The sequence below is a fragment of the Thiothrix caldifontis genome (genome assembly GCF_900107695.1).
In the GTDB taxonomy this organism is placed as follows: Bacteria; Pseudomonadota; Gammaproteobacteria; order Thiotrichales; family Thiotrichaceae; genus Thiothrix; species Thiothrix caldifontis.
Genome location: NZ_FNQP01000017.1, coordinates 13,244 through 35,631 on the forward strand (window position 1 = coordinate 13,244; position 22,388 = coordinate 35,631).

Sequence of the window (22,388 nt, forward strand, 5' to 3'; positions counted from 1 at the left end):
CTTTAACCTATGCTTCTGTCTTGCGGGCAGATTACCCGATTCCGGCTTTGAAAGGAAATGCTATGCTCTTACTGATTAAAAATGTCCTTGACGTACAACGTGTGAAAGAAGTGCAGGAATTGCTTGCCACGGGTGAATTTGTGGATGGGCGCTTTTCGGCAGGAATGGAGGCGGCAAAGGTGAAATATAACCAAGAGCTTTCCCCAAATAGCCCCTTGCATCGGCGTTTGAATGCCATGGTGATGTCGCCGTTGGTGCAACACCCGGAATATCAGGCAGCGGTGATGCCATTGCGGGTGGCGACGGCGTTTTATGCCCGTTATTTGCCAGGGATGACGTATGGTTTCCACGTAGACGATCCGGTCATGGGGCCAATGTCGGGGCGTTACCGTACTGATGTGTCCACGACGGTGTTTCTTAACGACGCTTATGACGGTGGCGAAATCGTTATCCGTACCGCTTATGGGGAAGAAAAAATACGCGGGGAAGCCGGTGATGCGGTGGTGTATGATTCTGGCAGTTGGCACAAAGTCGCGGAAGTGACCAAAGGTATACGTTTAGTGGCGGTGACGTGGGCGCAAAGTTTGGTGAAAGATCCGCAGCAACGTGAGTTGCTCTACCAATTAGCCAAAGCCCGCGAAGGCGTGATAGCAAAATTACCCCTGTCAGATGAGGCTGCCAGTATTAGCACCGTGCACATTAATTTGCTGCGGATGTGGAGTGAAGTGTAGTGACTAACGTAAGCCCACCATTAAGCTGAAAATTTCTGTTCTTTATCTGGAATGTAGTTTGCTTACCACGCTCTTTAGTAGAAAACAGCAGCTAAGAATGTGTGAATGCAGTTACAAGGAGTTTTGCGTGGCGCAACTGGTAATCAAAAAGCTTTCATGGTGGGAAGGCAATGCAAAGCAGCTTATATTGTGGGGGCCGATTGCGGCTGTACAGGCTAGTACATTGGTCGGTTTAGGATATTTTTACCAACGTCTAAGCGACTTGGAGGGGCAGGGTGTTAAGCTCGATTATCCACTGCTATTAGCTAGCACTTTGCAAGATGTGGAAGCATCGAGCGTGCCACGTGTTCGGCGTATTCCACCGCCGCCGCCTCCTGTTGCTCCTATGCCGGTCGCATTGCAAGTCGCTGTTGATAGTACCCTGACGCGTGGAGTCATGCGTGTTGGTCAAGATTTTTCTAAAAATGAAGTCATGGCTCAAACCTTTTCAACAGTAGACAGTGCTCCAATGACTAGCAGCAAGTCGGTGCTTGCTGTATCCGAGCCTGTTGTCAAAACCGTTAAAGCGGTTGAGCGTGATGCTGAACGTGTGGCGCAGGCAAATCGTTCGAGTACGCTGAGCAAGTTGAAAGTTAATGATATACAGGCGACTCAAAAACCGCTGATATTACAGCGTATGTCATTCAGTGATACGCCTGATGCTGTGGTGTCGATACCTGCGGAAGTGCCTCGCGGTAAGCCTTTGCCTGTTGGAATAGTGGCATGGGTTTACCTCGGCGAGTTGCGTAGTTATGGGTGGCATGGGCAGCGTTTGCACATTGCCCCAGGTAGTGGTTTGCCTGTGGTGGGTGAGCAGTACCGTACTCAAAAAATTCACGGCATTTATGATCAGCCCTACGGTAATCGCACGATGGGGGGCTTCCAACAAGGTGATACAGTCAGTATTCTGGATGTGCGCCACGAGGCGAATCTTGGTGTGTGGGCGAAAGTGCGCAAAGTACGTTCAGTCGGTAGATAAATAAAAAGCCGCTATTCAGCGGCTTTTACGCATTTGAAGCTTAGAAGCTTATTTCCAGAAATTCGCTTCTTTGGAAGCCATTTCGCGGACTTCGTTAGCCAGTTCCTGATAACGTTCACGGTAAGATTTCCACTCACCAACGTAGTACTCTTCAGCACTGAATTCGCCTGACTGTTCGTATGCAGTGAACTTTGCCTGCATTTCAATCATTTCGCTGATCAGCTCTTGCTTAGTGCTCATGTCCGATGCCTCTTTAAATTAATTAAATCCTGATAACAGGATAAACGGATTCTGCTAAAAGGGGGAATACCCCCTTTCGGGTAGAAATCAATAGCCGCCTTTGCGGTTAGTCGCTGGCAGACCAGCCACTTTCAGACCTTGCTTGCTCGGTGCACGTGGGAATAGAGTGTACATGTCTTTGCTGGTTAACTTTTTGTCGCCCCACTGTTCAGCCATTGCTTTCTGAATGATACGTTCCATCGGCTGTGTGCCACCGTTGTTGATGTACTGATCACGCAGGTAGTTAATGACATCCCAGTGACGCTCAGTCAATTCGCCAATGCCCTCTTCGGCAGCAATAACTTTAGCAACTTCTTCGTTCCAATCGTTCAGGTCTACCAAGTAGCCTGCCTCAGTGGTTTCGATGGTTGTGCCATTTACTTCGTAAGCCATGTTTGATTCCTCATGCAAAAGTGAATGTTGCCATTCGATGAAATTCTTGACCGCAAAATTATACGAAAAAGCAGTACGCCTCCCATTCCTCAAAAGGGATACCCCGAAGAAAGCCGTGTATGCCGATGGGCGTAGGGGCGTATTGCATACGCCCTCTTCATTATTCCGTCGGTTTAAGTGTTTTAATGCCTTTATGCGGCATAAACAGCCCACAACCCAGCTTGCGCCCCTCACCCAGTCCGTATTGCTGCAAGCGAATTGACGGGTCGCTGTCTAGGTCAGCAATCATCAAATGGCGGGTATGTAATACACCATCAGGTGTGCGCAGTGCATGGCTTTTGCCGCACAACATTTTTTTTACTTTGAAATCGGCGACCCGTTTCACTTCTTCCGCCATACGTTGCAGGAAGCTATTCTCGTCTTCAGCCTCGTCTGATAACACGTAACGCGCAAAAATGACCGAGGTATGCACGAAAGGTTTTTCCTTCATATCCTGCAAGCCGACCGCGTAGCCGTTTACATCCAGCGTTGTGCCGGACAGTGCTTGTGTTTCTGGGATGCGAAGTTTGGGAATGCGTAAAAACATCCGTGTGCGGCGTGACGGTAACAGGAATTGGTTGCTGGCATCATCGGGGCGTTCCCAGCCATTGCCACTTTCAGCAACGTGAATCGGGTGTACACCCGCGACGACTTCATCGGCAAACCACGGTAGGGCTTGCTGGACGGCTTGTGCCAAATCCCACGCATGATCCAGCGGCAATTGTTTGCACGCAATCGCGAAACTCACGTCCAGCACGTCATCGGATGCTTGATAGGGGAGGGTTTTGTCCTCGTCTTCCTGCCAAAACATGTCGCTTACCTCGCCGACGAAAAAGTGATTTCCAACTGGTCGTACCAGTCTTCGGGGCGGTCTTTATAGCCGGGTGGCTCAATATCAATCTGGAAAAAGATTGAGCCGGTTTCTAAAGCGCGTTGCTGCACGATTTGCTTTAGCTCCTCGAAATTGCTGATTTTGTCGCCGTCTACCATCAAAATTTGGCTTAAACTGAGCATAGTGTCTCCTTAGGTTCTTCCACCCGATCAAAATAACGTCCGCGATACAGTAGGCGGGTTTGTGTCGGGTCGTCGCTGTCTTTAAATGCAGTGCGGTTGTGCAGCACGTTGTTGCACAACAAGCCTTCGCCTGCCTGTAATGTGTACCTTATTTTGTAAGGTGAGTCCTGTTGCCATAAATTCAATAGGAATTCAGCGGCTTCGCGTGTCATGGGGTCATCACGCCAGATCACATTGCGCTGGCGGGCGGAATAACGCATGTGCAAATGACCCGCAGCGGTGACGCTAAACACCGGGCCGGACTGTTCAGGGCGAATGATTTCCTCGTTCAGGACATTGGCGGGAATCGTGAACGCATTTGGGTGCATCAAGGCGTGGATGTAATCAGGGTTGGCATCACGTAATAAAATGTAGGCAATTTCGTGATCCATCAACCAGCTTTCACCGCCTTCGAGTGCTGGTTGAGCGCAATGCAAGACCATGCCGTAAATTTGTGCTTTCGGTAGGTTGTAATAGCCATCGGTATGCCAGCTCAACGGTTTATTGGTGTACGGGATGTAATCGTGTTGCCCTGCGTGTGAAGTGACTTGCAGGGAGGTCAGGCTATCTTCATCCGCGCACAAATTACTATCCAAGCGCGACAGCCCCACTTTTTGCCCCAGACGGTGTACATGGCGTTTGCTACGTAAGTCGCCTTGCAGGAAGCGGTACAACGCAAAATTGTGTTGTTGGCAGGTAGCTTGCAACCGCGTGAGCTCTGCATCGGTGGGATTTTCGGGGTCTTGGATGGGAATCAGCATTCGTTCCAACGCTAACGGATAGGCGGCTAACTTTTTTGTCCGCCATGTCTGATAAGTATCTAAGCTTTTGATATGAAAGGGTGAGCTTTGCATTTGACAGACCTCGATAAAGACCGTTGCTAAATCCAGCTATTTGCAATATTAAAAAATCCGAATATGCTATTGTACCGCTGCCAGTGGACTATTTTTGATTATGTTAAGCACCTATCCCCTTAGGGATACAGCATGGATTCAGCTAACACCCCATGGGTGAGATTCTATGATGCAGGCATGACGCATACACTTAGCCCACTCGCAAATAGAGCGAACACCGTTACGCGACCCGTTTTTGATTTGATCTTTCCCTTGGCTTTTGAGTTGTAGAGCTGGTCAAGAGGAAACGCCATTGCAATCGTTTACTGAGGAGGCAGGTATGGCAACGAACAATTATCCAACGCCGATGCTGGATGTACTGGAAGAAGGCCCATGGCCTAGCTTCATCAGCGGTTTCAAGAAACTGCGTGATGAGCATCCAGATGAGCGCATCCGCAATGTCGTCAACGGCCTGATGGGTCAGTTGGAGCATTCTTACGAAACCAAAATGGGCTACTGGAAAGGTGGTACTATTTCTGTCTTCGGTTACGGCGGCGGCATTATCCCGCGCTTCTCTGAAGTCGGTCACATGTTCCCGGAATCCAAAGAATTCCACACGCTGCGTGTACAGCCACCGGCTGGTAACTACTACACCACTGACATGCTGCGCCAATTGGCTGATAGCTGGGAAAAGTGGGGTTCTGGTTTGCAGACTTTCCACGGTCAAACCGGCAACATCATGTTCATCGGTGCGAACAGCGTCAACTTCCAACACTTCTTTGATGAAATCAATGAATACGGTTGGGACTTGGGTGGTGCAGGCCCTTGCGTGCGTACAGGTATGTCTTGCGTCGGTGCTGCCCGTTGCGAAATGTCCAACTGCAACGAACACGCTATCCATCGCCGTCTGATGAATAACTTCACGGATGACGTGCATCGCCCGGCTCTGCCTTACAAGTTCAAATTCAAAATTTCTGGCTGCCCGAATGACTGCCAGAACGCGATTGAACGTGCGGACTTCGCCGTTATCGGTACTTGGCGTGATGAGATGAAAGTCAACCAAGAAGCCGTTAAAGAAATGATCATGAAGAAAGCCAAGGAAATTGGCAAAGAAGGTGATCGTTCTGCGGGTCGTCAATACATGTTCGACAACGTTATCAGCCGCTGCCCAACGCAAGCGATCAAGCTGAACGATGACGACACCATTACGGTTGATAACAGCAACTGTGTGCGTTGTATGCACTGCCTGAACGTTATGCCAAAAGCGCTGCAAGTTGGCGACGACAAAGGCGTAACCATCTTGATCGGCGGTAAGCGTACCCTGAAAATCGGTGACTTGATGGGTACAGTGGTTATCCCATTCATGAAGCTTGATAACGAAGAAGATTACGAGCGCATCGTTGAACTGGCTGCTTCCATCATCGACTTCTGGGCTGAAAATGGTCTGGAGCACGAGCGTTGCGGCGAAATGATTGAGCGTATCGGTCTGGTGAACTTCCTCGAAGGCATCGGTATTGACCCAGATCCAAACATGATCAAGCAACCACGTAACGTTTCTTACGTGCGTACTGACGGTTGGGACGAAGCTGCTGAAGCTTGGTTCAACCGCAAGCGCGAAGAGAAAATGGCTGCTGCTGCCTAAGACGGCACTTCGCAGCAAGGCAGTGTTTAACCCTGCCTTGTTGCCCAGATTATTGATAAATTTGAGTTTGACGGAGGCTTCACATGGCCGCACCAGAAATGCGCGATCCTATTGAATCTGGATGCCCGGATGGTTTCCAGTACATGCACCCAGTTATGCGCCGTAACTTCGGCCTGTGGGCATATCACGAAGACCCACGCCCAGGCGTTTTGGTTCACGTTTCCAAAACGGGCGAAAAAGTTTGGACAGTTCGTGCCGGTACTCAACGTATCCTCGACGTGTTCACTCTGCGTAAGCTGATGGATATCGGCGATACTTATGGCGAAGGTTATGTTCACTTCACCATTCGTTCTAACATCGAATTCCAAGTAGCGGACGGCGCGAAAGTCGAACCACTGGTAAAAGCATTGGAAGATGCTGGTTTCCCAGTCGGTGGTACACGTAACTCTGTTACTTCACTGTCTCATACTCAAGGTTGGTTGCACTGCGACATTCCGGGTACTGACGCATCCGGCGTTGTGAAAGCGATGATGGATGAGTTGCTGCCTGAGTTTAAAGCATGGAACATGCCTAACCGCGTACATATCACCACGTCTTGTTGCCAGATCAACTGCGGCGGTCAGGGTGATATCGCGATCAACGTTCAACATACCAAGCCACCGAAAATTAACCACGCGCTGGTTGGTAACGTGTGCGAACGTCCTTCCGTTGTGGCACGTTGCCCAGTTGCAGCGATTCGTCCTGCGATGGTTGATGGTAAGCCTTCCTTGGAAGTTGATGAGAAGAAGTGCATTTGCTGCGGCGCTTGCTACCCACCATGCCCTCCAATGCAGATCAACGATCACGAAGCTACTCAATTGGCAGTTTGGATTGGCGGTAATCACTCCAATGCGCGTGGCAAGCCTACTTTCCAACGCTTGGTTGCAGCGGGTATCCCGAACAACCCACCACGCTGGCCTGAAGCGACTGCGATTGTTAAAAAGATTCTCGCTTGCTACAAAGAAGGTGCGAAAGATTGGGAGCGTATCAATGAATGGGTTGAGCGTATCGGCTGGCCGCGTTTCTTTGAAGTCACTGGTTTGCCATTCACCAAATATCACATCGATAACTGGCGTGGTGCGCGAGCGAATCTGAACTCTTCAACGCACATCCGCTTCTGATCGACAACGGTACGAGGAATAGCACGGAATGAAATACACAATTATGGTTAACGAAGGCCCGTATCAGCACCAGTCTGCTGATACCGCACTTCAGTTTGCCCGCGCTGTACTGGAGAAGGGACACGAAATCTTCCGTGTATTCTTCTACCACGATGGCGTAAATAATGGCACACGTCTGAGTGTTCCACCGGCTGATGACCGTCTGATCCAAAAGTCTTGGTCAGAACTGGCTGAGAAGCACGGCTTGGATTTGGTTATCTGTATCGCAGCCGCACAACGTCGCGGTTTGATGGATGCCGATGAAGCCAAGCGTCAGGGTTTGGATGCTAACAACATTGCTCCCGGCTTCCGTATTTCGGGCTTGGGTCAATTGGTTGAAGGCGGTATCCAGTCTGATCGTTTAGTCGTGTTTGGCGATTAAGGAGCTGAAAAATGTCTACAAAGAATTTTTTGTTTGTCAATCGTAAAGCTCCTTATGGTACGGTCTACGCACTGGAAGCCTTGGAAGTCGTACTGATTTCTGCTGCGTTTGAGCAAAATGTTAGCTTGGCATTCATCGACGACGGTGTTTACCAAATTACCAAAGGCCAAAACAGCAAAGAAACCGGTATGAAGAATTTCTCACCGACTTTCCGCGCATTGGGCGACTACGACATTACTAAGTTGTATGTCTCTACCGAGTCTTTGGCAGAACGTGGTCTGACGGTTGATGACCTGATGGAACTCACTTACGAAGACGCTGATGATGATTACGCTGAAAAGCCTTCCATTATTCTGGTCAACCGCGAGGAAATGGCTGCAATGATGGCAGAGCAAGAAGTGATTTTGAGCTTCTAACGGAGGATTTGAACATGTCTATGTTACATATTGTCAACAAGTCCCCGTTTGAACGTGTGGCTTTTGAGAGCTGCTTGGCTCATGCCAAGGCAGGTGATTCGATCCTGATGATTGAAGATGCCGTGGTTGGTGCAGTCGACGGGTCAAGCTTTTCTGGTAAAGTAAAGGCTGCGATGTCTGATAAGACTGTGTATGTGTTGGGTGCAGACCTGGCAGCACGCGGTTTGGAAGGCAAAGTAATGGATGGGATTGTGAGCGTTGATTACGCAGGTTTTGTAGACCTGACGGCAAATAACGATACCACCCAAAGCTGGCTGTAAGTTTTAACATTTTTTGACAGGAGGCCACACAATGGCATCAATTAACGTTGGCGGTAAAGACATTCCGTTGGACGAAGAAGGCTATCTGGAAAACCTGAACGACTGGACTCCAGAAGTTGCAGAAGTTCTGGCTAAAGGTGAAGACGTAACGCTGACTTCTGAACACTGGGAAATCCTGAATTTCCTGCGTGAATACTATGAAGAGTATCAAATCGCTCCAGCGGTTCGCGTTCTGACTAAAGCAGTTGGTAAGCGTTTGGGTGCTGACAAAGGTAACTCTAAGTACCTGTACAGCCTGTTCCCATACGGCCCTGGCAAGCAAGCGTGTAAATACGGCGGTCTGCCTAAGCCAACTGGTTGCGTGTGATTATATAGAGTTGCTCCGGTTCGCGCCGGAGCCTCTTCTTAAGCCCTGTTGTTGACAGGTTTTCAGAAGAGAGACTAATGACTTCAGGAGTACGCAGTGACATTCGTAAGTATCCTTTACGGACTGTTGTTTTGGGCGGCAACGTTAATTTTGATTGGCGGTGTGGCTGTAAAAGTCCGTCAATACTGGAACACCCCAGCCCCATTGAAGATTCCGACCACACCCGCACCGGTTACGCAGGGCGGTGTTGTATGGCGCATGTTCCGTGAAGTGGTGTTTTTCCAGAGCTTGTTTCGTTCAAACAAAACCTTGTGGTTGTTTGCGTTCTTGTTCCACATTTCTTTATGGTTAGTGTTGATTCGCCATAGCCGCTATTTTGTGGATATGAACGAACTCTTGGTGTTTATGCAACCATTTGGTCGTTACGCAGGTTTTACAATGGTATTGGGTTTGGCAGGTCTGTGGGCGCGTCGCTTCCTCGTTGATCGCGTGCGTTATATTTCCGCGCCATCTGACCATTTGATGTTGGCACTACTGATTGCGATTGGTGTAAGCGGTCTGATGATGAGTTTTGTTGCTCATGCGGATGTCACTCAAGTTAAAGCATTTTTCGGTGGCATGTTGACCTTCGGTTTCTTTGGTGAGGCCGGTCTGCCAGCCGACCCGATTGTATTGGTACATTTGTTGTTGGTGGCATTGCTGATGATTATCTTCCCGATCAGTAAGTTGCTGCACGCACCGGGTGTGTTTTTCAGCCCGACTCGTAACCAAGTGGATAACCCGCGTGAAAAACGCCATGTATCCGGCTGGGCATTGGAACTGGAACGTCAAGGTAAAAACTACCTCGACGAACTGAAGAAATAAGAGGTAAGCACCGTGGCTGATTACGAAGTTCCAAAGTTGACGGGCGAAGGGTATTGCGAAATTCCCGCAGTACGCGAAGGGGTGATGGAGAGCAAAGGCCCTTTCATCGCCAAGCCAGATTTCCAAAAAGCACTGCATTTTCCGGATGATTTCGCTGAAATCGGTGCGTTAGTGCCGAACTGGAAAGAACGCGCACTGGGTAAAATGGCTGATTTGAAAAGCCGTTACCGTTCGCTACAAGTTTTTCTCGATATTTGCGTTAAGTGTGGTGCGTGTACAGATAAGTGCCATTACTTCATCGGTACATCTGACGCAAAGAATATGCCCGTGGCACGTCAGGATTTGTTGCGCAAAGTTTATCGCCGTTACTTCACGTTTGCGGGTAAATATTTCCCCAAACTGGTCGGTGCAACCGACCTGACTGAAGAAGTATTGGCTGACTGGTATAACTATTATCACCAGTGTTCACAGTGCCGTCGTTGTTCCGTATTCTGCCCTTATGGCATTGATACGGCTGAAATTTCAATGGCAGCACGTGAAATTCTTGACCACGTTGGTTACGGTCAAAAGTATTGTAACGAGATTATCGGTAAGGTCTTTAAGATCGGTAATAACCTCGGTTTGCCAGGCCCGGCACTGTTCGACACAGTGGAAGGTTTGGAAGAAGACGTTGAAGCAGATACTGGCATTAAAGTCCGTTTTCCGCTGGATGAAGACGGCGCGGAAGTGTTGTTGGTAACGCCATCGGCAGACTTCTTTGCAGAACCGCATATCGACGGTTTGGTTGGTTACGCGAAAGTGTTCCACGAAACTGGCGTGACTTGGACGATGAGTACCATTGCGTCAGAAGCGGGTAACTTTGGCATGTTCATCGGCTCTTACGAGACCATGCGCCGGGTTTCTTTGCGGGTTCGCGAGGCGGCGATCAAGCATAAGGTTAAGCGCATTGTGTTTGGCGAATGTGGTCACGCATGGCGCGTGGCGTACAGCTTCTTGAATACCTTGGCAGGACCGTTTGATTTCTTGGATCAGCGTTACCCGATTCCACAGCACATTCTGGAATTCACGTGGAGTCATATCCAAGCCGGTAACTTACAAATCGACAAGACCGAGAATGACGATAAAGTATTGACCTTCCACGACTCGTGCAACGTCGCGCGTGGCAGCCGGATGGGTGATTACCCCGGCGGTCAGTTCGACATTCCACGTAACGTTATCCGTGCGGTCTGTAACAACTTTGTGGACATGCCAGCCGATACCATTCATGACGCGACCTTCTGTTGCGGTGGCGGTGGCGGTTTGTTGACCGATGACTTGATGGAAATTCGCGTGAAAGGCATTCAGCCGCGTGCTGAAGCCCTCAAACACGTGACTACGCACAATGGTGTGACGCACATGGCGGCAATTTGTGCGATTTGTAAATCACAGTTTACGAAGGTGTTGCCGTATTACGGTTTCACGATGGATCAAATTGTTAGTGTTCACCAGTTGGTGAGTAACGCGCTTGTCCTGCAACGGCAAGTGTCCGTGCAGGCACGTCCCGACGATGAAGACGGTGACGAAGACTAAATTACGACATTTATTTCCTCACGGCATAGCCGGGAGCGGATTGAAATTAACAGGAGATAGGCATGGCAACCGCAGCTCACGACAGCAAGCTTTCAGGTCAAGGTCACACGTACCGTCGTTTTAAAGATGGCGACCACGAATGGGATAATATGCACGACAAAATATTTGTCGCGGATACTAGTCACAAATGCCCTACCTACATTCACAAAACACCACCTTGCCAAGGTAGTTGCCCATCAGGTGAAGATATCCGTGGTTGGTTGCAAATTGTGCGTGGCATTGAGAAGCCACCTGTTGGTATGACTATGCAGGAGTACGCTTTCCGCCGTTCCACCAATGCTAACCCGTTTCCATCCATGATGGGTCGTGTTTGCCCTGCGCCTTGTCAGACTGGCTGTAACCGTAACGACGTTGACGATTTCGTCGGCATTAACTCGGTTGAGCAGTACATTGGTGACAGCGCGATTGCGGCTGGCTTCAAGTTTGAAGCACCGGCTGAATTGAGCGGCAAGAAAGTGGCTATCGTCGGTGGCGGCCCTGCGGGTATGGCGGCTGCGTATCAGTTGCGTCGCATGGGTCATGCTTCTACTGTCTTTGAACAACACCCTGAACTGGGCGGCATGATGCGCTACGGTATTCCGGGCTATCGCGTACCACGCGACAAGCTGGGTGCAGAAATGCAACGCATCATCGATATGGGTGACATCACTATCAAGTGCAACACCACTGTCGGCAAAGACGTAACCATTGAAACACTGGAAAGTGATTTCGATGCAATCCTGTGGACTGTTGGTTGCTGGAATGGTCGTGGCCTGTTCGTTGACAAGTTTGCTGAAACGCCAAACTGCGTGTCTGCGGTTGACTTCCTCGAAGCCTATAACAAAGGCACGATGAAATATACCGCACCTCGCGTAGTGTGCGTGGGTGGTGGTGATACCTCCATCGACGTGGTTTCCGTATCTCGTCGTATCGGTACACTGGCTAACTACGCTGAAAATGCTGAAGATTCCGCGACGGGTAAACTGGTTCATGGTGAAGTTGGTGAAAAAACTGCTTCTGCTGTTACTCTGACCACCTTGTTCCCGCTGGATCAAATGACTGCTGCGGAACACGAAGTACAGGACGCGCTGAAAGAAGGCGTAACTATCCTGACGGAAGTGATGCCAACTGCCTTGGTATTGGATGAAAATGGTCGTGCGATTGGCTTGAAAGTGGTCGAGTGCGTGATGAAAGGCAATATGCCTGTCGCGAAAGAAGGCGGCAAAGAAACCATCATCGAAGCCGACATCATCGTTTCTGCTATCGGTCAGTTTGGTAAACTGGACGGTATCGAAGCCCTGAACAATGGTCGCAACCAAATCAACGCCGACGCGCTGTATCAAGTACCGGGTAAGCCTGGTCACTTCGCTGCTGGTGATGCGGTACGTCCGCATTTGCTGACGACTGCGATTGGTCAAGCATCGATTGCGTCTGAAACCATCAATCAGTACTTGCGTGCGGAAGAGCTGAAAAAGCGTCCTAAAGTCGACAAACACCACTTCGACCTGATGGAAAAACTGCACGAAGCCGGTTTGGATCCAGCAAGTTATGAAGATAGTCGTTCGGAAGACATGCGCGGTACTGACGGTGCGAAATACGCGGTTCACAACTACGACGACCGTTCCAAGAACGTGATCGTGCCTTCCAAAGATCTGTTCTTGGGGCACTTCAATACCGTAGCACGTAACCTGCGTACTGAAGACGTACCAACGGCTGAAGAAGTACTGGGTCACTTTGCAGAGCGCATGAACCCACTGGCAGAAGCCGATGCGATTAACGAAGCTAAGCGTTGCATGAGCTGCGGTATGTGTTTTGAGTGTGACAACTGCGTTATTTACTGCCCGCAAACTGCCGTTTACCGCGTGCCTAAGAAACAGGCGACACTGGGTCGTTATGTTGCAACCGATTACGCCAAATGTATCGGCTGCCATATCTGCGCAGACGTTTGCCCAACTGGGTACATCGAAATGGGTCTGGGCGAATAAGCGTCCTTTCCATGAGTGCAGGCTCGACAGGAATCAGCATGACTAGCAAGTTTTCAAGCGTATTTCTGGCAGCAACGTTGGCTTTTGCCACGCTGTTGGCAGGTTGTAGCAAAGCCCCTACGGAGGCTGACCTCAATCTTGCCACAGCAAAAGCAAAGGCTGATCAGTGTGTTGAACCAGAAGATGTTATCCGTACCAAACACATGGATCTGCTCATGCATCAGCGTGACGCGACCATGATTGAAGGTATCCGTACCAAACAGCACAGTCTGAAAGAGTGCATTAATTGCCACGTTTCAACGACTAAGCAAGATGGTACGCCTTTGCATTACGGTGACAAGGAACATTTTTGTACCACCTGCCATGCGGCGGTGGGGCAGAAAATTGACTGCTTCCAATGTCATGCTGATCGTCCGCAAATTGATCAAGATCCGAATTATCAGCATACCGTTGGTAGTGCTGCAGGTCATCACTTTACGCAAGGTGTAACGGCTGCGTTAGCACCCACAGCGGCTGAAGTTCAAATGGTGACGCAACCACAACAAGGAGCTGCGAAATGAATCAGAACCGTGTTGATGAATACCGTCGCAATTTTATGACAACCTTGGGTGGTGTTGCGGCAGTGGCTGCGGTTGCCCCCAGTTTTGTCTTGCAAACCGCACACGCCGCTGGCGAAGTCGCCGCGAAACCCATTGACCAAGCTGTTACCAATGCCAAGCGTTGGGGCATGTTAATTGACGTGACCAAACTCACCGATGGCGGTGCAGGCATGGTTGCTGCGTGCAAAAAAGAACACGGTTGGGGCGATGAAGCCCATTCCGCTGACACCCAAAAAGCGCATTGGGCGCGGGTGGTGAAAGTCACGGATAAACTGACCCAAAACAGTTTCAGCTTGCCGGTCATGTGCCAGCATTGCGAAAACCCGCCGTGCGTCGATGTGTGCCCGACAGGTGCATCCATGAAACGGGCGGATGGCATTGTGCAAGTCAATAAGCACATTTGTATCGGTTGCCGTTATTGCATGATGGCTTGCCCGTACAAAGCACGCAGTTTTGTGCATGAAACCTTGCAAGATCAAAAGCCGCATTCCCCTCGGGGCATGGGTACGGTGGAATCCTGTAATATGTGTGTACACCGCATTGACGAAGGCAAGTTGCCCGCGTGTGTGGAAGCCGCACCGGATGCTGTGATCTTCGGCGATTTGAATGACCCGAACAGCGCGGTCAGCCAAGCGATGAAAACCATCGGTGGCAAGCAAATCCGTGCCGATCTCGGTTTGAACACTGGCGTGCGTTACCACGGCATCTAACGGAAAGGACGTAAACAGCAATGGCTAGTCAAGCAATCATTTTCCGCGAAACCAAAGACAGCAAGGGTTTTTATATCCTGCTGGCGGTTTTGGGTGCATTCCTCGCGCTGGGTGCGCTGGCATTTTTCCACGCTGAACATCATGGGCATCATGTTACTGGCATGAATAACCAAGTTGTTTGGGGGTTGCCACACGTTTTTGCGATTGGTTTGATCGTCGCCGCTTCCGGTGCGTTGAACGTTGGTTCAATCGGTACGGTATTCGGCAAGAAAATCTATCAACCAATGGGGCGTTTGTCTGCACTGCTGGCGATTTCCTTACTGGTCGGTGGTTTGATCGTGTTGGTATTGGACTTGGGGCATCCTGATCGTTTGATTATTGCCATGACGACCTATAACTTTAAGTCGATCTTTGCGTGGAACATTATTCTTTATAACGGTTTCTTGGCATTGTCAGCAGTGTACATCTGGACAATGATGGATCGTAAGGTCAAGAAGTTTTACAAGTTGGCAGGGGTTGCAGCATTCACTTGGCGATTGATCCTGACTACTGGTACGGGTTCCATCTTCGGTTTCTTGGTGGCGCGTGATTTCTATAACTCTGCGGTCATGGCTCCGTTGTTTATCGTGATGTCCTTTGCAATGGGGTTGGCGGTTTTTATTCTAGTGCTGCACTTTGCGTATAGCTGGACAGGTCGGACATTGGGTGATGTGGTGATGAACCGCCTGCGTTATTTGTTGGCAGTGTTCATCGGTGGCGTATTGTTGCTGGAAGGTGCGCGTCATTTCACCGGTTTGTACATTGCGCAGAAAGCGGGTGTGGAAAACTTCATCCTGTTTGAGGGTGGTATTTACACGCAATTGTTCTGGATTGGGCAAATTTTATTAGGTAGTTTGCTGCCATTGTCGCTGATTTTCTGCCGTAAGTTGGCGAATAATCGCGTAGCATTATTGCTTGCGGCGCTGTTTACTATCGTCGGTGGCTTTGCGCAACTGTATGTGATTTTGATTGGTGGGCAAGCGTATCCATTGGTTTTATTCCCTGGTGCTGAAGTTTCCAGTGATTACTTTGACGGTGCGATTAATGCGTATGCGCCAAGTATCTGGGAGTTGATGCTGGGTCTGGGTGGTGTAGCACTTGCGTTGGTCATGGTGACGATTGGCGTGAAAGTATTGCGCTTCCTGCCGGATTCCTTGTCGGATGCGGTGGCTGATCCGCACAGCAAGTAATGGTTGCGTGCTTGAATCTTAAGAAAACCGGCCTCGTGCCGGTTTTCCTGTTATGGCTCTTTTATTTAACGGCTTGTTCGCCGTCGTTAGAGCAGCAGCTTGATCACCTGAAACTGTCTGTCGCGACCACGCAGCTTTTGCTGGTGACGACGACAGATTGGGAGACTTCGACTGCCACGCTGCAACGCATGGAAAAGTCTGCTGATCATTGGCAAGCCGTTGGTGAGAGCGTTCCAGTTAGGGTAGGGCGTAACGGGCTTGGCTGGGGCGTGGGCTTGCATCAGGATGGTGACGTTGTGCAAAAACAGGAGGGTGACGGTAAAGCACCCGCAGGTGTGTTTCCATTGGGGATGGTGTTCGGTTACGCTGACCAAGTGCCTGTTGGTTTGCAAATGCCCTACCGGATTGCCAGCGACCGCGACTATTTCATTGATGCGGTGGATTCACCCGATTACAACCGCTGGCGCAGTATCCCGTTGGATCAGGCGAATGAACCCAAACAATATTGGCGTTCGTTTGAACGGATGCGCCGTGATGACCATCAATACGAACTGGGTATGATGGTCGGGCATAACTTATTCCCCACCACAGCAGGGCGTGGTAGTGCTATTTTTCTGCATGTTTGGTTAAATCCTGATACGGCGACATCTGGTTGTACAGCAATGTCAAAAGCGGATTTATTGAGCATTTTGACGTGGTTAAAACCTACAGCTAATCCGCTGTTGATACAAGTGCCAGTAGATCAAGTGGCAGATTTACGCTTTCCAGAAGCTCAATAAGCTTTTGGTTTGTTCCAGTAGGTAGTTTTTTCGCCAAGGGTCATGCTCGACCGTTTTCAGTAATTGTTCCAGTTGGTGTAGGCAAGCACGTTGCCGCTTACTGTTGCGTTGCGCCCAATCCTTTAGCAGTGACAGCAGGGCGTTGTCCAAGTCAAGATCGAGATAAACGGGTTTGGCATATTCCTGCAAAATCCGTTCAAACAACGCTTGTTGGCGTTCGATGGGTAATACACTGTAACACTCCCACAGTGTGGTGCAGGCAGTGCGCATCAGCGTGTAGATATGCTCTTCTGGGTCTTCCATTTTATTCGCTAAAATGGGCAAGTCGCTGATGACCGCAAGGCATAAATCAATGGTTTCACGGGTGGGTGTGGTTGCTTTGCGGGCAACAGCTAACACGTTGCGAATAGCTGTGGTTAGGTGCAGAGTACTGTTAGCGTGAATATACCCTTCTGCATTTGCATGGCGTTGGGTCATATCTGCCAGCATTTGCCGGTATTTGGGTTCACTTGATGTGTCGCTACCCAGTAAATCGGCAAAACAGATCAGGAGGGTGTCACGAAAATCAGTATCCTGCAACGCTTTTTCCCGAACAAATGTTTGCAGTTCTTGATGGGAAAGCTGCTGGAGGATATAGTCAATTTGCCCAATACGTGTAGTCGGTTTCACTTAAAAAGCCTGTTCTTTGAGAATATCGGGGCGATCAGGGTTGCGGCGATACAGTACAGCGACATTTCCTACCCGTTGAATCAGTTGTGACTGGCTATATTGAAGAATTTGTTCAATCATCTCATTACGTAAGTCGCGATCACCGACACTCAATTTAATTTTTATCAGTTGATGATAATCAAGTGCCCCTGTGATTTCTTCGAGTACAGTAGGTTTTAGCCCATGCTGACCGACCAAGACAACGGGGTTAAGTGCGTGAGCACGGCTCCGTAGGTATTTTTTCTGAGTTTCTGTCAATGTTCCGGTCGTTTCCATGATACGCTTCCCTAAATTGACGAAGTGTAATGAGTGATAACACGGCATGGCAAGAAGCAAAAGCAGTCAACGGTGGTTGGGTGAGCATTTTAGTGACGAATACGTCAAAAAAGCGCAACAAGAAGGGTATCGTTCACGAGCAGTCTACAAGTTGCAGGAAATTCAGGATAAAGATCGTCTTTTACAGCCGGGTATGAACGTGGTTGATTTAGGTGCAGCACCTGGTGGTTGGAGTCAATATGCAACCAAGTTTGTTGGGCAAAAAGGTAGGATTGTTGCCAGTGATATTCTTCCTATTGATCCTCTGCCGTTTGTGGAGTTTGTATTGGGAGATTTCCGTGAGGAATCAGTTTTAACAGAAATCTTGAGTTTGCTAGGAGGGGATAAAGCAGATCTTGTTATTTCTGATATGGCACCCAATATGAGTGGTGTAGATGCCGTTGACCAGCCACGCTCTATACATTTGTGTGAACTTGCACTGGATATGGCACGGCAAGTATTAAAGCCTAGTGGTACTTTTTTGGTGAAATTGTTTCAAGGGGATGGTTCTGAGGCGTTTCTCCGTGATGTCCGCAGCAGTTTTAAAACAGTAAAAGTGCGAAAACCGGCTGCATCAAGACCACGTAGTCGGGAGGTTTATGTATTAGCACAAGGTTTTGTGTTGTAATATCTCGGTAATAGGTGTTGCATATGGATAACACCAGTTGATAGTGGAGAAGTCACTTGAACGATTTAACCAAAAATTTGCTGATTTGGGCTGTTATTGCTTTCGTATTGATTGCAGTGTTCAGCAAATTCAGTGTTCCAGCCCAGCCTGCCACTGCCGTGCCCTACTCGGACTTTTTGACGAATGTTCGGAATGGGAGTGTCAAAGAAGTTGACATCAAAGGGCAGAAAATTATTGGACTTGATAGTAACAATAGCCGATTCATTACTTATAGTCCGCCAAATGACGCTAAGTTAGTTGATGATTTGGTGGCTAATAAGGTTAAGTTCCAAGCATCACCACCGGAAGAGCGCTCTGTGCTATGGGATATTATTATTAGCTGGGTGCCTTTCCTGCTGATCATTGGCTTGTGGATTTATATCATGCGCCAAATGCAAGGTGGTGGCGGTGGACGAGGGGCTATGTCCTTTGGCAAAAGTCGTGCTCGCATGATGACTGAAGACCAAGTTAAGGTTAACTTCAATGATGTTGCTGGTTGCGAAGAAGCCAAGGACGAAGTTGCTGAGTTGGTCGAGTTTCTGCGTGATCCAGGTAAATTTCAAAAACTTGGAGGTAAGATTCCGCGTGGCGTATTGATGGTGGGGTCACCAGGTACAGGTAAAACCTTGCTGGCAAAAGCCATAGCAGGTGAGGCTAAAGTGCCATTCTTCAGCATTTCTGGTTCTGACTTTGTGGAAATGTTTGTTGGTGTGGGGGCTTCCCGTGTACGTGATATGTTTGAACAAGCTAAGAAACATGCTCCTTGCATTATTTTCATTGACGAAATTGATGCCGTTGGTCGCCAGCGAGGCGCTGGCTTAGGTGGTGGTCATGATGAACGTGAGCAAACCCTTAACCAGTTGTTAGTAGAGATGGACGGTTTTGAAGGAAGCGAAGGAATTATTGTTATTGCTGCTACTAACCGTCCTGATGTATTGGATGCAGCCTTATTGCGCCCTGGTCGTTTCGACCGTCAAGTGGTGGTACCGTTACCTGATGTACGGGGGCGTGAGCAAATTCTCAAAGTTCATATGCGTAAAGTGCCATTGGGTGATGATGTTAAGCCATCCCTGATTGCACGTGGTACACCGGGTTTCTCAGGTGCTGATTTGGCAAATCTGGTAAATGAAGCAGCTTTGTTTGCTGCACGCGCTAATAAACGCACAGTCGATATGCATGAGTTTGAGAAAGCCAAAGACAAGATCATGATGGGCGCTGAACGCAAGTCAATGGTTATGAAGGAAGAGGAAAAGTTAGCGACGGCTTACCACGAGGCCGGTCATGCCATTGTGGGCTTAAGCGTTCCTGAGCATGATCCTGTCTACAAAGTCAGCATTATTCCGCGTGGTCGTGCCTTAGGTGTTACTATGTATTTGCCGGAAGAAGATCGTTACAGCGCTAGTAAGCAACGTTTAGAAAGCCAGATTTCTAGCTTGTATGGTGGTAGGATCGCGGAAGAGTTGATTTATGGTGTAGAAGGTGTAACTACTGGTGCCTCTAACGATATTGAACGGGCTACTAGCATTGCGCGTAATATGGTGACTAAGTGGGGTTTATCAAGCCGTATGGGGCCTTTAGCTTATTCTGAGGATGAGGGTGAAGTCTTCTTAGGGCGTTCAGTTACGCAGCACAAGCACGTTTCCGATGAAACTGCTCATGCGATTGATGGTGAAATTCGCGAGGTGATTGATCGTAATTATAATCGTGCAAAGCAGATACTGACCGATAAAATGAGTGTTTTGCATGCTATGGCACAAGCACTGATGAAGTATGAGACTATCGACCGTGCGCAAGTAGATGCTTTGATGCGTGGTGAGGAACCGCCACCACCGGCGGATTGGAATGATGATGACTCTTCTTCTGGTGGTCGTGGTGCATCACCTAAAACGCCTTCTGGCACTGGTAAGGCAACAGATGCAGATGGTAGTGTGATTGGTGGTGCTGCGAGTTCACATTAAATTTTTCTGATTGCAGGATCAGTTAAGCAAGGCGCGAGTATTTAGCTCGCGCCTTTTTCATTATGGAATGGTGCAATGACTTGGAAAATAAAACAATCTTCAGTGCAGGTAATGGGAATTCTCAACGTTACACCTGATTCATTTTCTGATGGTGGCTTATTCCACGGGATTGATACAGCTTTACGTCATGTTGAGCAGATGTTACAAGAAGGTGTTGATATTATTGATGTCGGTGGGGAATCAACACGACCAGGTGCAGCATCAGTTCCCATTCAAGTCGAGTTGGATCGTGTTATTCCTATCATTGAGGCAATACGTTCACGTTTTGCAGTACCCTTGTCAGTTGATACCAGTAAGCCTGAAGTTATGTTAGCGGCAGTAGCCGCAGGTGTCAGCTTGATTAATGATGTATGTGCTTTGCAGCAGTCTGGGGCATTAGAAGCATGCGCTAAGCTTACGGTTCCTGTTTGCTTGATGCATATGCAGGGTCAGCCGCGCACTATGCAACAAGCTCCTTATTATCAGGATGTTATAGGTGATGTTCGGCAGTTTTTTCAGGAGCGTATTGCGGTCTGCGAGTTGGCAGGGATAGATCGCAAGCGCTTGATAGTGGATCCAGGGTTTGGATTTGGAAAAACATTGATGCATAATGTAAGTCTATTGCGTGATTTGGGTGAGTTTTCTGCATTGGGCTTGCCTATACTCGTTGGGCTTTCTCGCAAAACCATGATAGGGAATTTATTAAATAACCGTCCAGTTCATGAGCGTGTATACGGTAGTGTCGCAGCAGCAGTCATTGCAGCAATGCATGGTGCTAATATTGTTCGTGTACATGATGTGGGTGCAACGGTTGATGCAATAAAACTGGTAAACGCAGTGCTAGAGAAGAATTGAGGTAGATGGGCTAATGGCAAGAAAATATTTTGGCACGGATGGGATTCGCGGCAAGATCGGGCGCTACCCGATGACACCTGACTTTGTATTAAAATTGGGCTGGGCGGCTGGCAAGGTGTTGGCAAGTAACGGGCATCCTTTGGTGCTGATCGGTAAGGATACGCGGATTTCCGGCTATATGCTCGAATCTGCGTTGCAAGCAGGTTTGGTAGCTGCGGGGGTCAATATCCGTTTGTTGGGGCCGATGCCTACGCCTGCGGTGGCTTATTTAACTCGTGCGTTCCGTGCTTCTGCTGGAATCGTAATCAGTGCCTCGCACAACCCTTACGATGATAACGGCTTAAAGTTTTTCTCTGGTGATGGCACAAAATTACCCGACGAAGTGGAGGAAGAAATTGAACGTTGGTTGGATATGGACTTTAAAACCGTGTCTTCCGACGAACTGGGTAAAGTCGAACGTGCTAAAGACGCGGCGGGGCGTTACATCGAATTTTGCAAACGTGCGTTGCCCAATACGGTTTCCCTGAAAGGCTTGCGGATGGTGGTGGATTGCGCCAACGGTGCGACTTACCACGTTGCACCCGATGTTTTCAAGGAATTGGGTGCGGAAGTCATTGCGATTGGCAACACGCCTGATGGCATCAATATTAATGAAGCGTGCGGCGCAACTCATGTGGATGGTTTGTGCGATGCCGTCTTACGTTATCGTGCTGATCTTGGTATTGCCTTGGACGGTGATGGTGATCGTTTGATTATGGTGGATCAGCACGGTGATACAGTTGATGGTGATGAGATTCTCGCCATTATTGCGCACCATCGTCATGCTGAAGGCAAGTTGCACGGCGGCGTGGTTGGCACGTTGATGAGTAATCTCGGCTTGGAAAAGTCGATTCAGGCGTTAGGCGTACCGTTTTACCGCGCCAAAGTCGGCGACCGCTACGTTATTGAGCAAATGACGCAACACGATTGTGATTTGGGTGGCGAATCCTCTGGGCATATCATTGTGCGCAATTTCATCACGACGGGTGATGGTATCATTGCCGCACTGCAAGTGTTACGTGCCATGCGCATGACGGGCAAATCGTTACGTGATCTGAAAAGCGTAATGACTAAGTACCCACAAACGCTGATCAATGTTCCAACAAAGCACAAGATCAATTTGGATGAATCCATCGAGATTCAGGATGCCGTGCGTCAAGTTGAGCAACAATTGGGGAATCGCGGGCGGGTATTGTTGCGTGCATCAGGCACTGAGCCATTGATTCGGGTAATGGTGGAGGGTGAAGACCCCAGCGAAACCGCTGAATTGGCAGCGCAAATCGCCAGTGCGGTACGGGCTGCCGCCTGACCTGCCCGGAATGAAGATTGATTTCCACAGATTATACAGGTAATCTTTCGCC

At 49.0% G+C, this 22,388-nt stretch carries 26 protein-coding genes; 19 read left to right on the forward strand and 7 right to left on the reverse strand.

Annotated features, from left to right (window positions below; translation table 11 throughout):
* The first annotated feature begins 62 nt into the window (after positions 1-62).
* Together BLV87_RS13375 and BLV87_RS13380 are read left to right on the forward strand one after the other, a co-directional pair.
* Positions 63-731 (forward strand): Fe2+-dependent dioxygenase, encoded by a 669-nt coding sequence (locus BLV87_RS13375; protein ID WP_093069473.1) that lies wholly within the window; start codon positions 63-65, stop codon positions 729-731.
* Between the two features lie 127 nt (positions 732-858).
* Positions 859-1,749 carry a hypothetical protein gene (locus BLV87_RS13380; protein WP_093069475.1) on the forward strand — a complete coding sequence of 297 codons (891 nt, stop codon included), beginning with the start codon at positions 859-861 and terminating at the stop codon, positions 1,747-1,749.
* A 48-nt stretch (positions 1,750-1,797) separates the two neighbouring features.
* On the opposite strand, the gene BLV87_RS13385 is transcribed toward BLV87_RS13380, so the two are convergent.
* The 5 genes from BLV87_RS13385 to BLV87_RS13405 all read right to left on the reverse strand — a co-directional run bounded on the left by BLV87_RS13385 (position 1,798) and on the right by BLV87_RS13405 (position 4,367).
* Positions 1,798-1,989: a hypothetical protein gene (locus tag BLV87_RS13385; RefSeq protein ID WP_093069477.1), complete on the reverse strand. Its 192-nt coding sequence runs from the start codon at positions 1,987-1,989 to the stop codon at positions 1,798-1,800.
* An 87-nt stretch (positions 1,990-2,076) separates the two neighbouring features.
* Positions 2,077-2,421 (reverse strand): TusE/DsrC/DsvC family sulfur relay protein, encoded by a 345-nt coding sequence (locus BLV87_RS13390; RefSeq protein WP_093069479.1) that lies wholly within the window; start codon positions 2,419-2,421, stop codon positions 2,077-2,079.
* A gap of 160 nt (positions 2,422-2,581) precedes the next feature.
* On the reverse strand, positions 2,582-3,271 hold the full coding sequence (cas6, locus tag BLV87_RS13395; protein ID WP_093069480.1) for a type I-MYXAN CRISPR-associated protein Cas6/Cmx6: 690 nt from the start codon (positions 3,269-3,271) through the stop codon (positions 2,582-2,584).
* Positions 3,272-3,276: 5 nt separating this feature from the next.
* A complete protein-coding gene (locus tag BLV87_RS13400) occupies positions 3,277-3,474 on the reverse strand; it encodes a hypothetical protein (RefSeq protein WP_093069482.1) in 198 nt (65 codons plus the stop codon).
* Positions 3,462-4,367, reverse strand: coding sequence for a TauD/TfdA family dioxygenase (locus BLV87_RS13405; RefSeq protein WP_093069484.1), 906 nt, complete (start codon positions 4,365-4,367; stop codon positions 3,462-3,464). The genes BLV87_RS13400 and BLV87_RS13405 overlap by 13 nt, the downstream gene beginning before the upstream one ends.
* A 319-nt stretch (positions 4,368-4,686) precedes the next feature.
* On the opposite strand from BLV87_RS13405, the gene dsrA reads away from it, so the two are divergent.
* The 13 genes from dsrA to BLV87_RS13470 all read left to right on the forward strand — a co-directional run bounded on the left by dsrA (position 4,687) and on the right by BLV87_RS13470 (position 16,446).
* Positions 4,687-5,988: a dissimilatory-type sulfite reductase subunit alpha gene (dsrA, locus tag BLV87_RS13410; RefSeq protein WP_093069485.1), complete on the forward strand. Its 1,302-nt coding sequence runs from the start codon at positions 4,687-4,689 to the stop codon at positions 5,986-5,988.
* An 83-nt stretch (positions 5,989-6,071) separates the two neighbouring features.
* Positions 6,072-7,148, forward strand: coding sequence for a dissimilatory-type sulfite reductase subunit beta (gene dsrB, locus BLV87_RS13415; protein ID WP_093069487.1), 1,077 nt, complete (start codon positions 6,072-6,074; stop codon positions 7,146-7,148).
* A gap of 28 nt (positions 7,149-7,176) precedes the next feature.
* Positions 7,177-7,569 carry a sulfurtransferase complex subunit TusD gene (gene tusD, locus BLV87_RS13420; protein WP_093069489.1) on the forward strand — a complete coding sequence of 131 codons (393 nt, stop codon included), beginning with the start codon at positions 7,177-7,179 and terminating at the stop codon, positions 7,567-7,569.
* Positions 7,570-7,580: 11 nt separating this feature from the next.
* Positions 7,581-7,985 carry a sulfurtransferase complex subunit TusC gene (gene tusC / locus BLV87_RS13425; RefSeq protein WP_093069492.1) on the forward strand — a complete coding sequence of 135 codons (405 nt, stop codon included), beginning with the start codon at positions 7,581-7,583 and terminating at the stop codon, positions 7,983-7,985.
* A gap of 14 nt (positions 7,986-7,999) precedes the next feature.
* Positions 8,000-8,305: a sulfurtransferase complex subunit TusB gene (gene tusB, locus BLV87_RS13430; protein WP_175517942.1), complete on the forward strand. Its 306-nt coding sequence runs from the start codon at positions 8,000-8,002 to the stop codon at positions 8,303-8,305.
* Positions 8,306-8,336: 31 nt separating this feature from the next.
* A complete protein-coding gene (locus tag BLV87_RS13435) occupies positions 8,337-8,672 on the forward strand; it encodes a TusE/DsrC/DsvC family sulfur relay protein (RefSeq protein WP_093069494.1) in 336 nt (111 codons plus the stop codon).
* Between the two features lie 96 nt (positions 8,673-8,768).
* Positions 8,769-9,536: a respiratory nitrate reductase subunit gamma gene (locus tag BLV87_RS13440; RefSeq protein ID WP_093069495.1), complete on the forward strand. Its 768-nt coding sequence runs from the start codon at positions 8,769-8,771 to the stop codon at positions 9,534-9,536.
* 12 nt (positions 9,537-9,548) lie between these two features.
* Positions 9,549-11,105, forward strand: a complete 1,557-nt coding sequence (gene dsrK / locus BLV87_RS13445; RefSeq protein WP_093069497.1) for a sulfate reduction electron transfer complex DsrMKJOP subunit DsrK — start codon at positions 9,549-9,551, stop codon at positions 11,103-11,105.
* A gap of 62 nt (positions 11,106-11,167) precedes the next feature.
* Positions 11,168-13,129, forward strand: coding sequence for an NAD(P)-binding protein (locus BLV87_RS13450; RefSeq protein ID WP_093069499.1), 1,962 nt, complete (start codon positions 11,168-11,170; stop codon positions 13,127-13,129).
* 38 nt (positions 13,130-13,167) lie between these two features.
* A complete protein-coding gene (locus BLV87_RS13455; RefSeq protein ID WP_093069501.1) occupies positions 13,168-13,689 on the forward strand; it encodes a hypothetical protein in 522 nt (173 codons plus the stop codon).
* Positions 13,686-14,438 (forward strand): sulfate reduction electron transfer complex DsrMKJOP subunit DsrO, encoded by a 753-nt coding sequence (gene dsrO / locus BLV87_RS13460; RefSeq protein WP_093069502.1) that lies wholly within the window; start codon positions 13,686-13,688, stop codon positions 14,436-14,438. The genes BLV87_RS13455 and dsrO overlap by 4 nt, the downstream gene beginning before the upstream one ends.
* Before the next feature lie 20 nt (positions 14,439-14,458).
* Entirely contained in the window at positions 14,459-15,667 is a 1,209-nt protein-coding gene (nrfD, locus tag BLV87_RS13465; protein WP_093069504.1) for an NrfD/PsrC family molybdoenzyme membrane anchor subunit, read from the forward strand.
* Positions 15,668-15,678: 11 nt separating this feature from the next.
* On the forward strand, positions 15,679-16,446 hold the full coding sequence (locus BLV87_RS13470; protein ID WP_175517943.1) for a L,D-transpeptidase family protein: 768 nt from the start codon (positions 15,679-15,681) through the stop codon (positions 16,444-16,446).
* On the opposite strand, the gene BLV87_RS13475 is transcribed toward BLV87_RS13470, so the two are convergent.
* Together BLV87_RS13475 and yhbY are read right to left on the reverse strand one after the other, a co-directional pair.
* Complete coding sequence (locus BLV87_RS13475; protein ID WP_093069507.1) at positions 16,423-17,115, reverse strand: hypothetical protein; 693 nt, start codon at positions 17,113-17,115, stop codon at positions 16,423-16,425. The genes BLV87_RS13470 and BLV87_RS13475 overlap by 24 nt on opposite strands.
* Entirely contained in the window at positions 17,116-17,430 is a 315-nt protein-coding gene (gene yhbY, locus BLV87_RS13480) for a ribosome assembly RNA-binding protein YhbY (protein ID WP_093069508.1), read from the reverse strand. It lies immediately after the preceding gene.
* Positions 17,431-17,476: 46 nt separating this feature from the next.
* Here yhbY and rlmE point away from each other — a divergent pair, with 46 nt between their 5' ends.
* The 4 genes from rlmE to glmM all read left to right on the forward strand — a co-directional run bounded on the left by rlmE (position 17,477) and on the right by glmM (position 22,336).
* On the forward strand, positions 17,477-18,097 hold the full coding sequence (rlmE, locus tag BLV87_RS13485; protein ID WP_093069510.1) for a 23S rRNA (uridine(2552)-2'-O)-methyltransferase RlmE: 621 nt from the start codon (positions 17,477-17,479) through the stop codon (positions 18,095-18,097).
* 56 nt (positions 18,098-18,153) lie between these two features.
* Complete coding sequence (ftsH, locus tag BLV87_RS13490; protein WP_245707037.1) at positions 18,154-20,094, forward strand: ATP-dependent zinc metalloprotease FtsH; 1,941 nt, start codon at positions 18,154-18,156, stop codon at positions 20,092-20,094.
* Between the two features lie 75 nt (positions 20,095-20,169).
* Positions 20,170-20,988, forward strand: a complete 819-nt coding sequence (gene folP / locus BLV87_RS13495) for a dihydropteroate synthase (protein WP_093069512.1) — start codon at positions 20,170-20,172, stop codon at positions 20,986-20,988.
* Positions 20,989-21,001: 13 nt separating this feature from the next.
* Positions 21,002-22,336 (forward strand): phosphoglucosamine mutase, encoded by a 1,335-nt coding sequence (glmM, locus tag BLV87_RS13500; RefSeq protein WP_093069513.1) that lies wholly within the window; start codon positions 21,002-21,004, stop codon positions 22,334-22,336.
* Positions 22,337-22,388: the final 52 nt, after the last annotated feature.

Excerpts from the sequence above, each read along its gene's own strand:
- BLV87_RS13400 (WP_093069482.1), bottom strand. The coding sequence starts at position 3,474 with ATGCTCAGTTTAAGCCAAATTTTGATGGTAGACGGCGACAAAATCAGC.
- glmM (WP_093069513.1), top strand. The coding sequence starts at position 21,002 with ATGGCAAGAAAATATTTTGGCACGGATGGGATTCGCGGCAAGATCGGG.
- rlmE (WP_093069510.1), top strand. The coding sequence starts at position 17,477 with ATGGCAAGAAGCAAAAGCAGTCAACGGTGGTTGGGTGAGCATTTTAGT.
- tusD (WP_093069489.1), top strand. The coding sequence starts at position 7,177 with ATGAAATACACAATTATGGTTAACGAAGGCCCGTATCAGCACCAGTCT.
- tusC (WP_093069492.1), top strand. The coding sequence starts at position 7,581 with ATGTCTACAAAGAATTTTTTGTTTGTCAATCGTAAAGCTCCTTATGGT.
- BLV87_RS13455 (WP_093069501.1), top strand. The coding sequence starts at position 13,168 with ATGACTAGCAAGTTTTCAAGCGTATTTCTGGCAGCAACGTTGGCTTTT.
- BLV87_RS13450 (WP_093069499.1), top strand. The coding sequence starts at position 11,168 with ATGGCAACCGCAGCTCACGACAGCAAGCTTTCAGGTCAAGGTCACACG.
- nrfD (WP_093069504.1), top strand. The coding sequence starts at position 14,459 with ATGGCTAGTCAAGCAATCATTTTCCGCGAAACCAAAGACAGCAAGGGT.
- dsrA (WP_093069485.1), top strand. The coding sequence starts at position 4,687 with ATGGCAACGAACAATTATCCAACGCCGATGCTGGATGTACTGGAAGAA.
- dsrB (WP_093069487.1), top strand. The coding sequence starts at position 6,072 with ATGGCCGCACCAGAAATGCGCGATCCTATTGAATCTGGATGCCCGGAT.
- tusB (WP_175517942.1), top strand. The coding sequence starts at position 8,000 with ATGTCTATGTTACATATTGTCAACAAGTCCCCGTTTGAACGTGTGGCT.
- BLV87_RS13390 (WP_093069479.1), bottom strand. The coding sequence starts at position 2,421 with ATGGCTTACGAAGTAAATGGCACAACCATCGAAACCACTGAGGCAGGC.
- dsrO (WP_093069502.1), top strand. The coding sequence starts at position 13,686 with ATGAATCAGAACCGTGTTGATGAATACCGTCGCAATTTTATGACAACC.
- BLV87_RS13435 (WP_093069494.1), top strand. The coding sequence starts at position 8,337 with ATGGCATCAATTAACGTTGGCGGTAAAGACATTCCGTTGGACGAAGAA.
- folP (WP_093069512.1), top strand. The coding sequence starts at position 20,170 with ATGACTTGGAAAATAAAACAATCTTCAGTGCAGGTAATGGGAATTCTC.
- yhbY (WP_093069508.1), bottom strand. The coding sequence starts at position 17,430 with ATGGAAACGACCGGAACATTGACAGAAACTCAGAAAAAATACCTACGG.
- BLV87_RS13375 (WP_093069473.1), top strand. The coding sequence starts at position 63 with ATGCTCTTACTGATTAAAAATGTCCTTGACGTACAACGTGTGAAAGAA.
- BLV87_RS13405 (WP_093069484.1), bottom strand. The coding sequence starts at position 4,367 with ATGCAAAGCTCACCCTTTCATATCAAAAGCTTAGATACTTATCAGACA.
- BLV87_RS13385 (WP_093069477.1), bottom strand. The coding sequence starts at position 1,989 with ATGAGCACTAAGCAAGAGCTGATCAGCGAAATGATTGAAATGCAGGCA.
- cas6 (WP_093069480.1), bottom strand. The coding sequence starts at position 3,271 with ATGTTTTGGCAGGAAGACGAGGACAAAACCCTCCCCTATCAAGCATCC.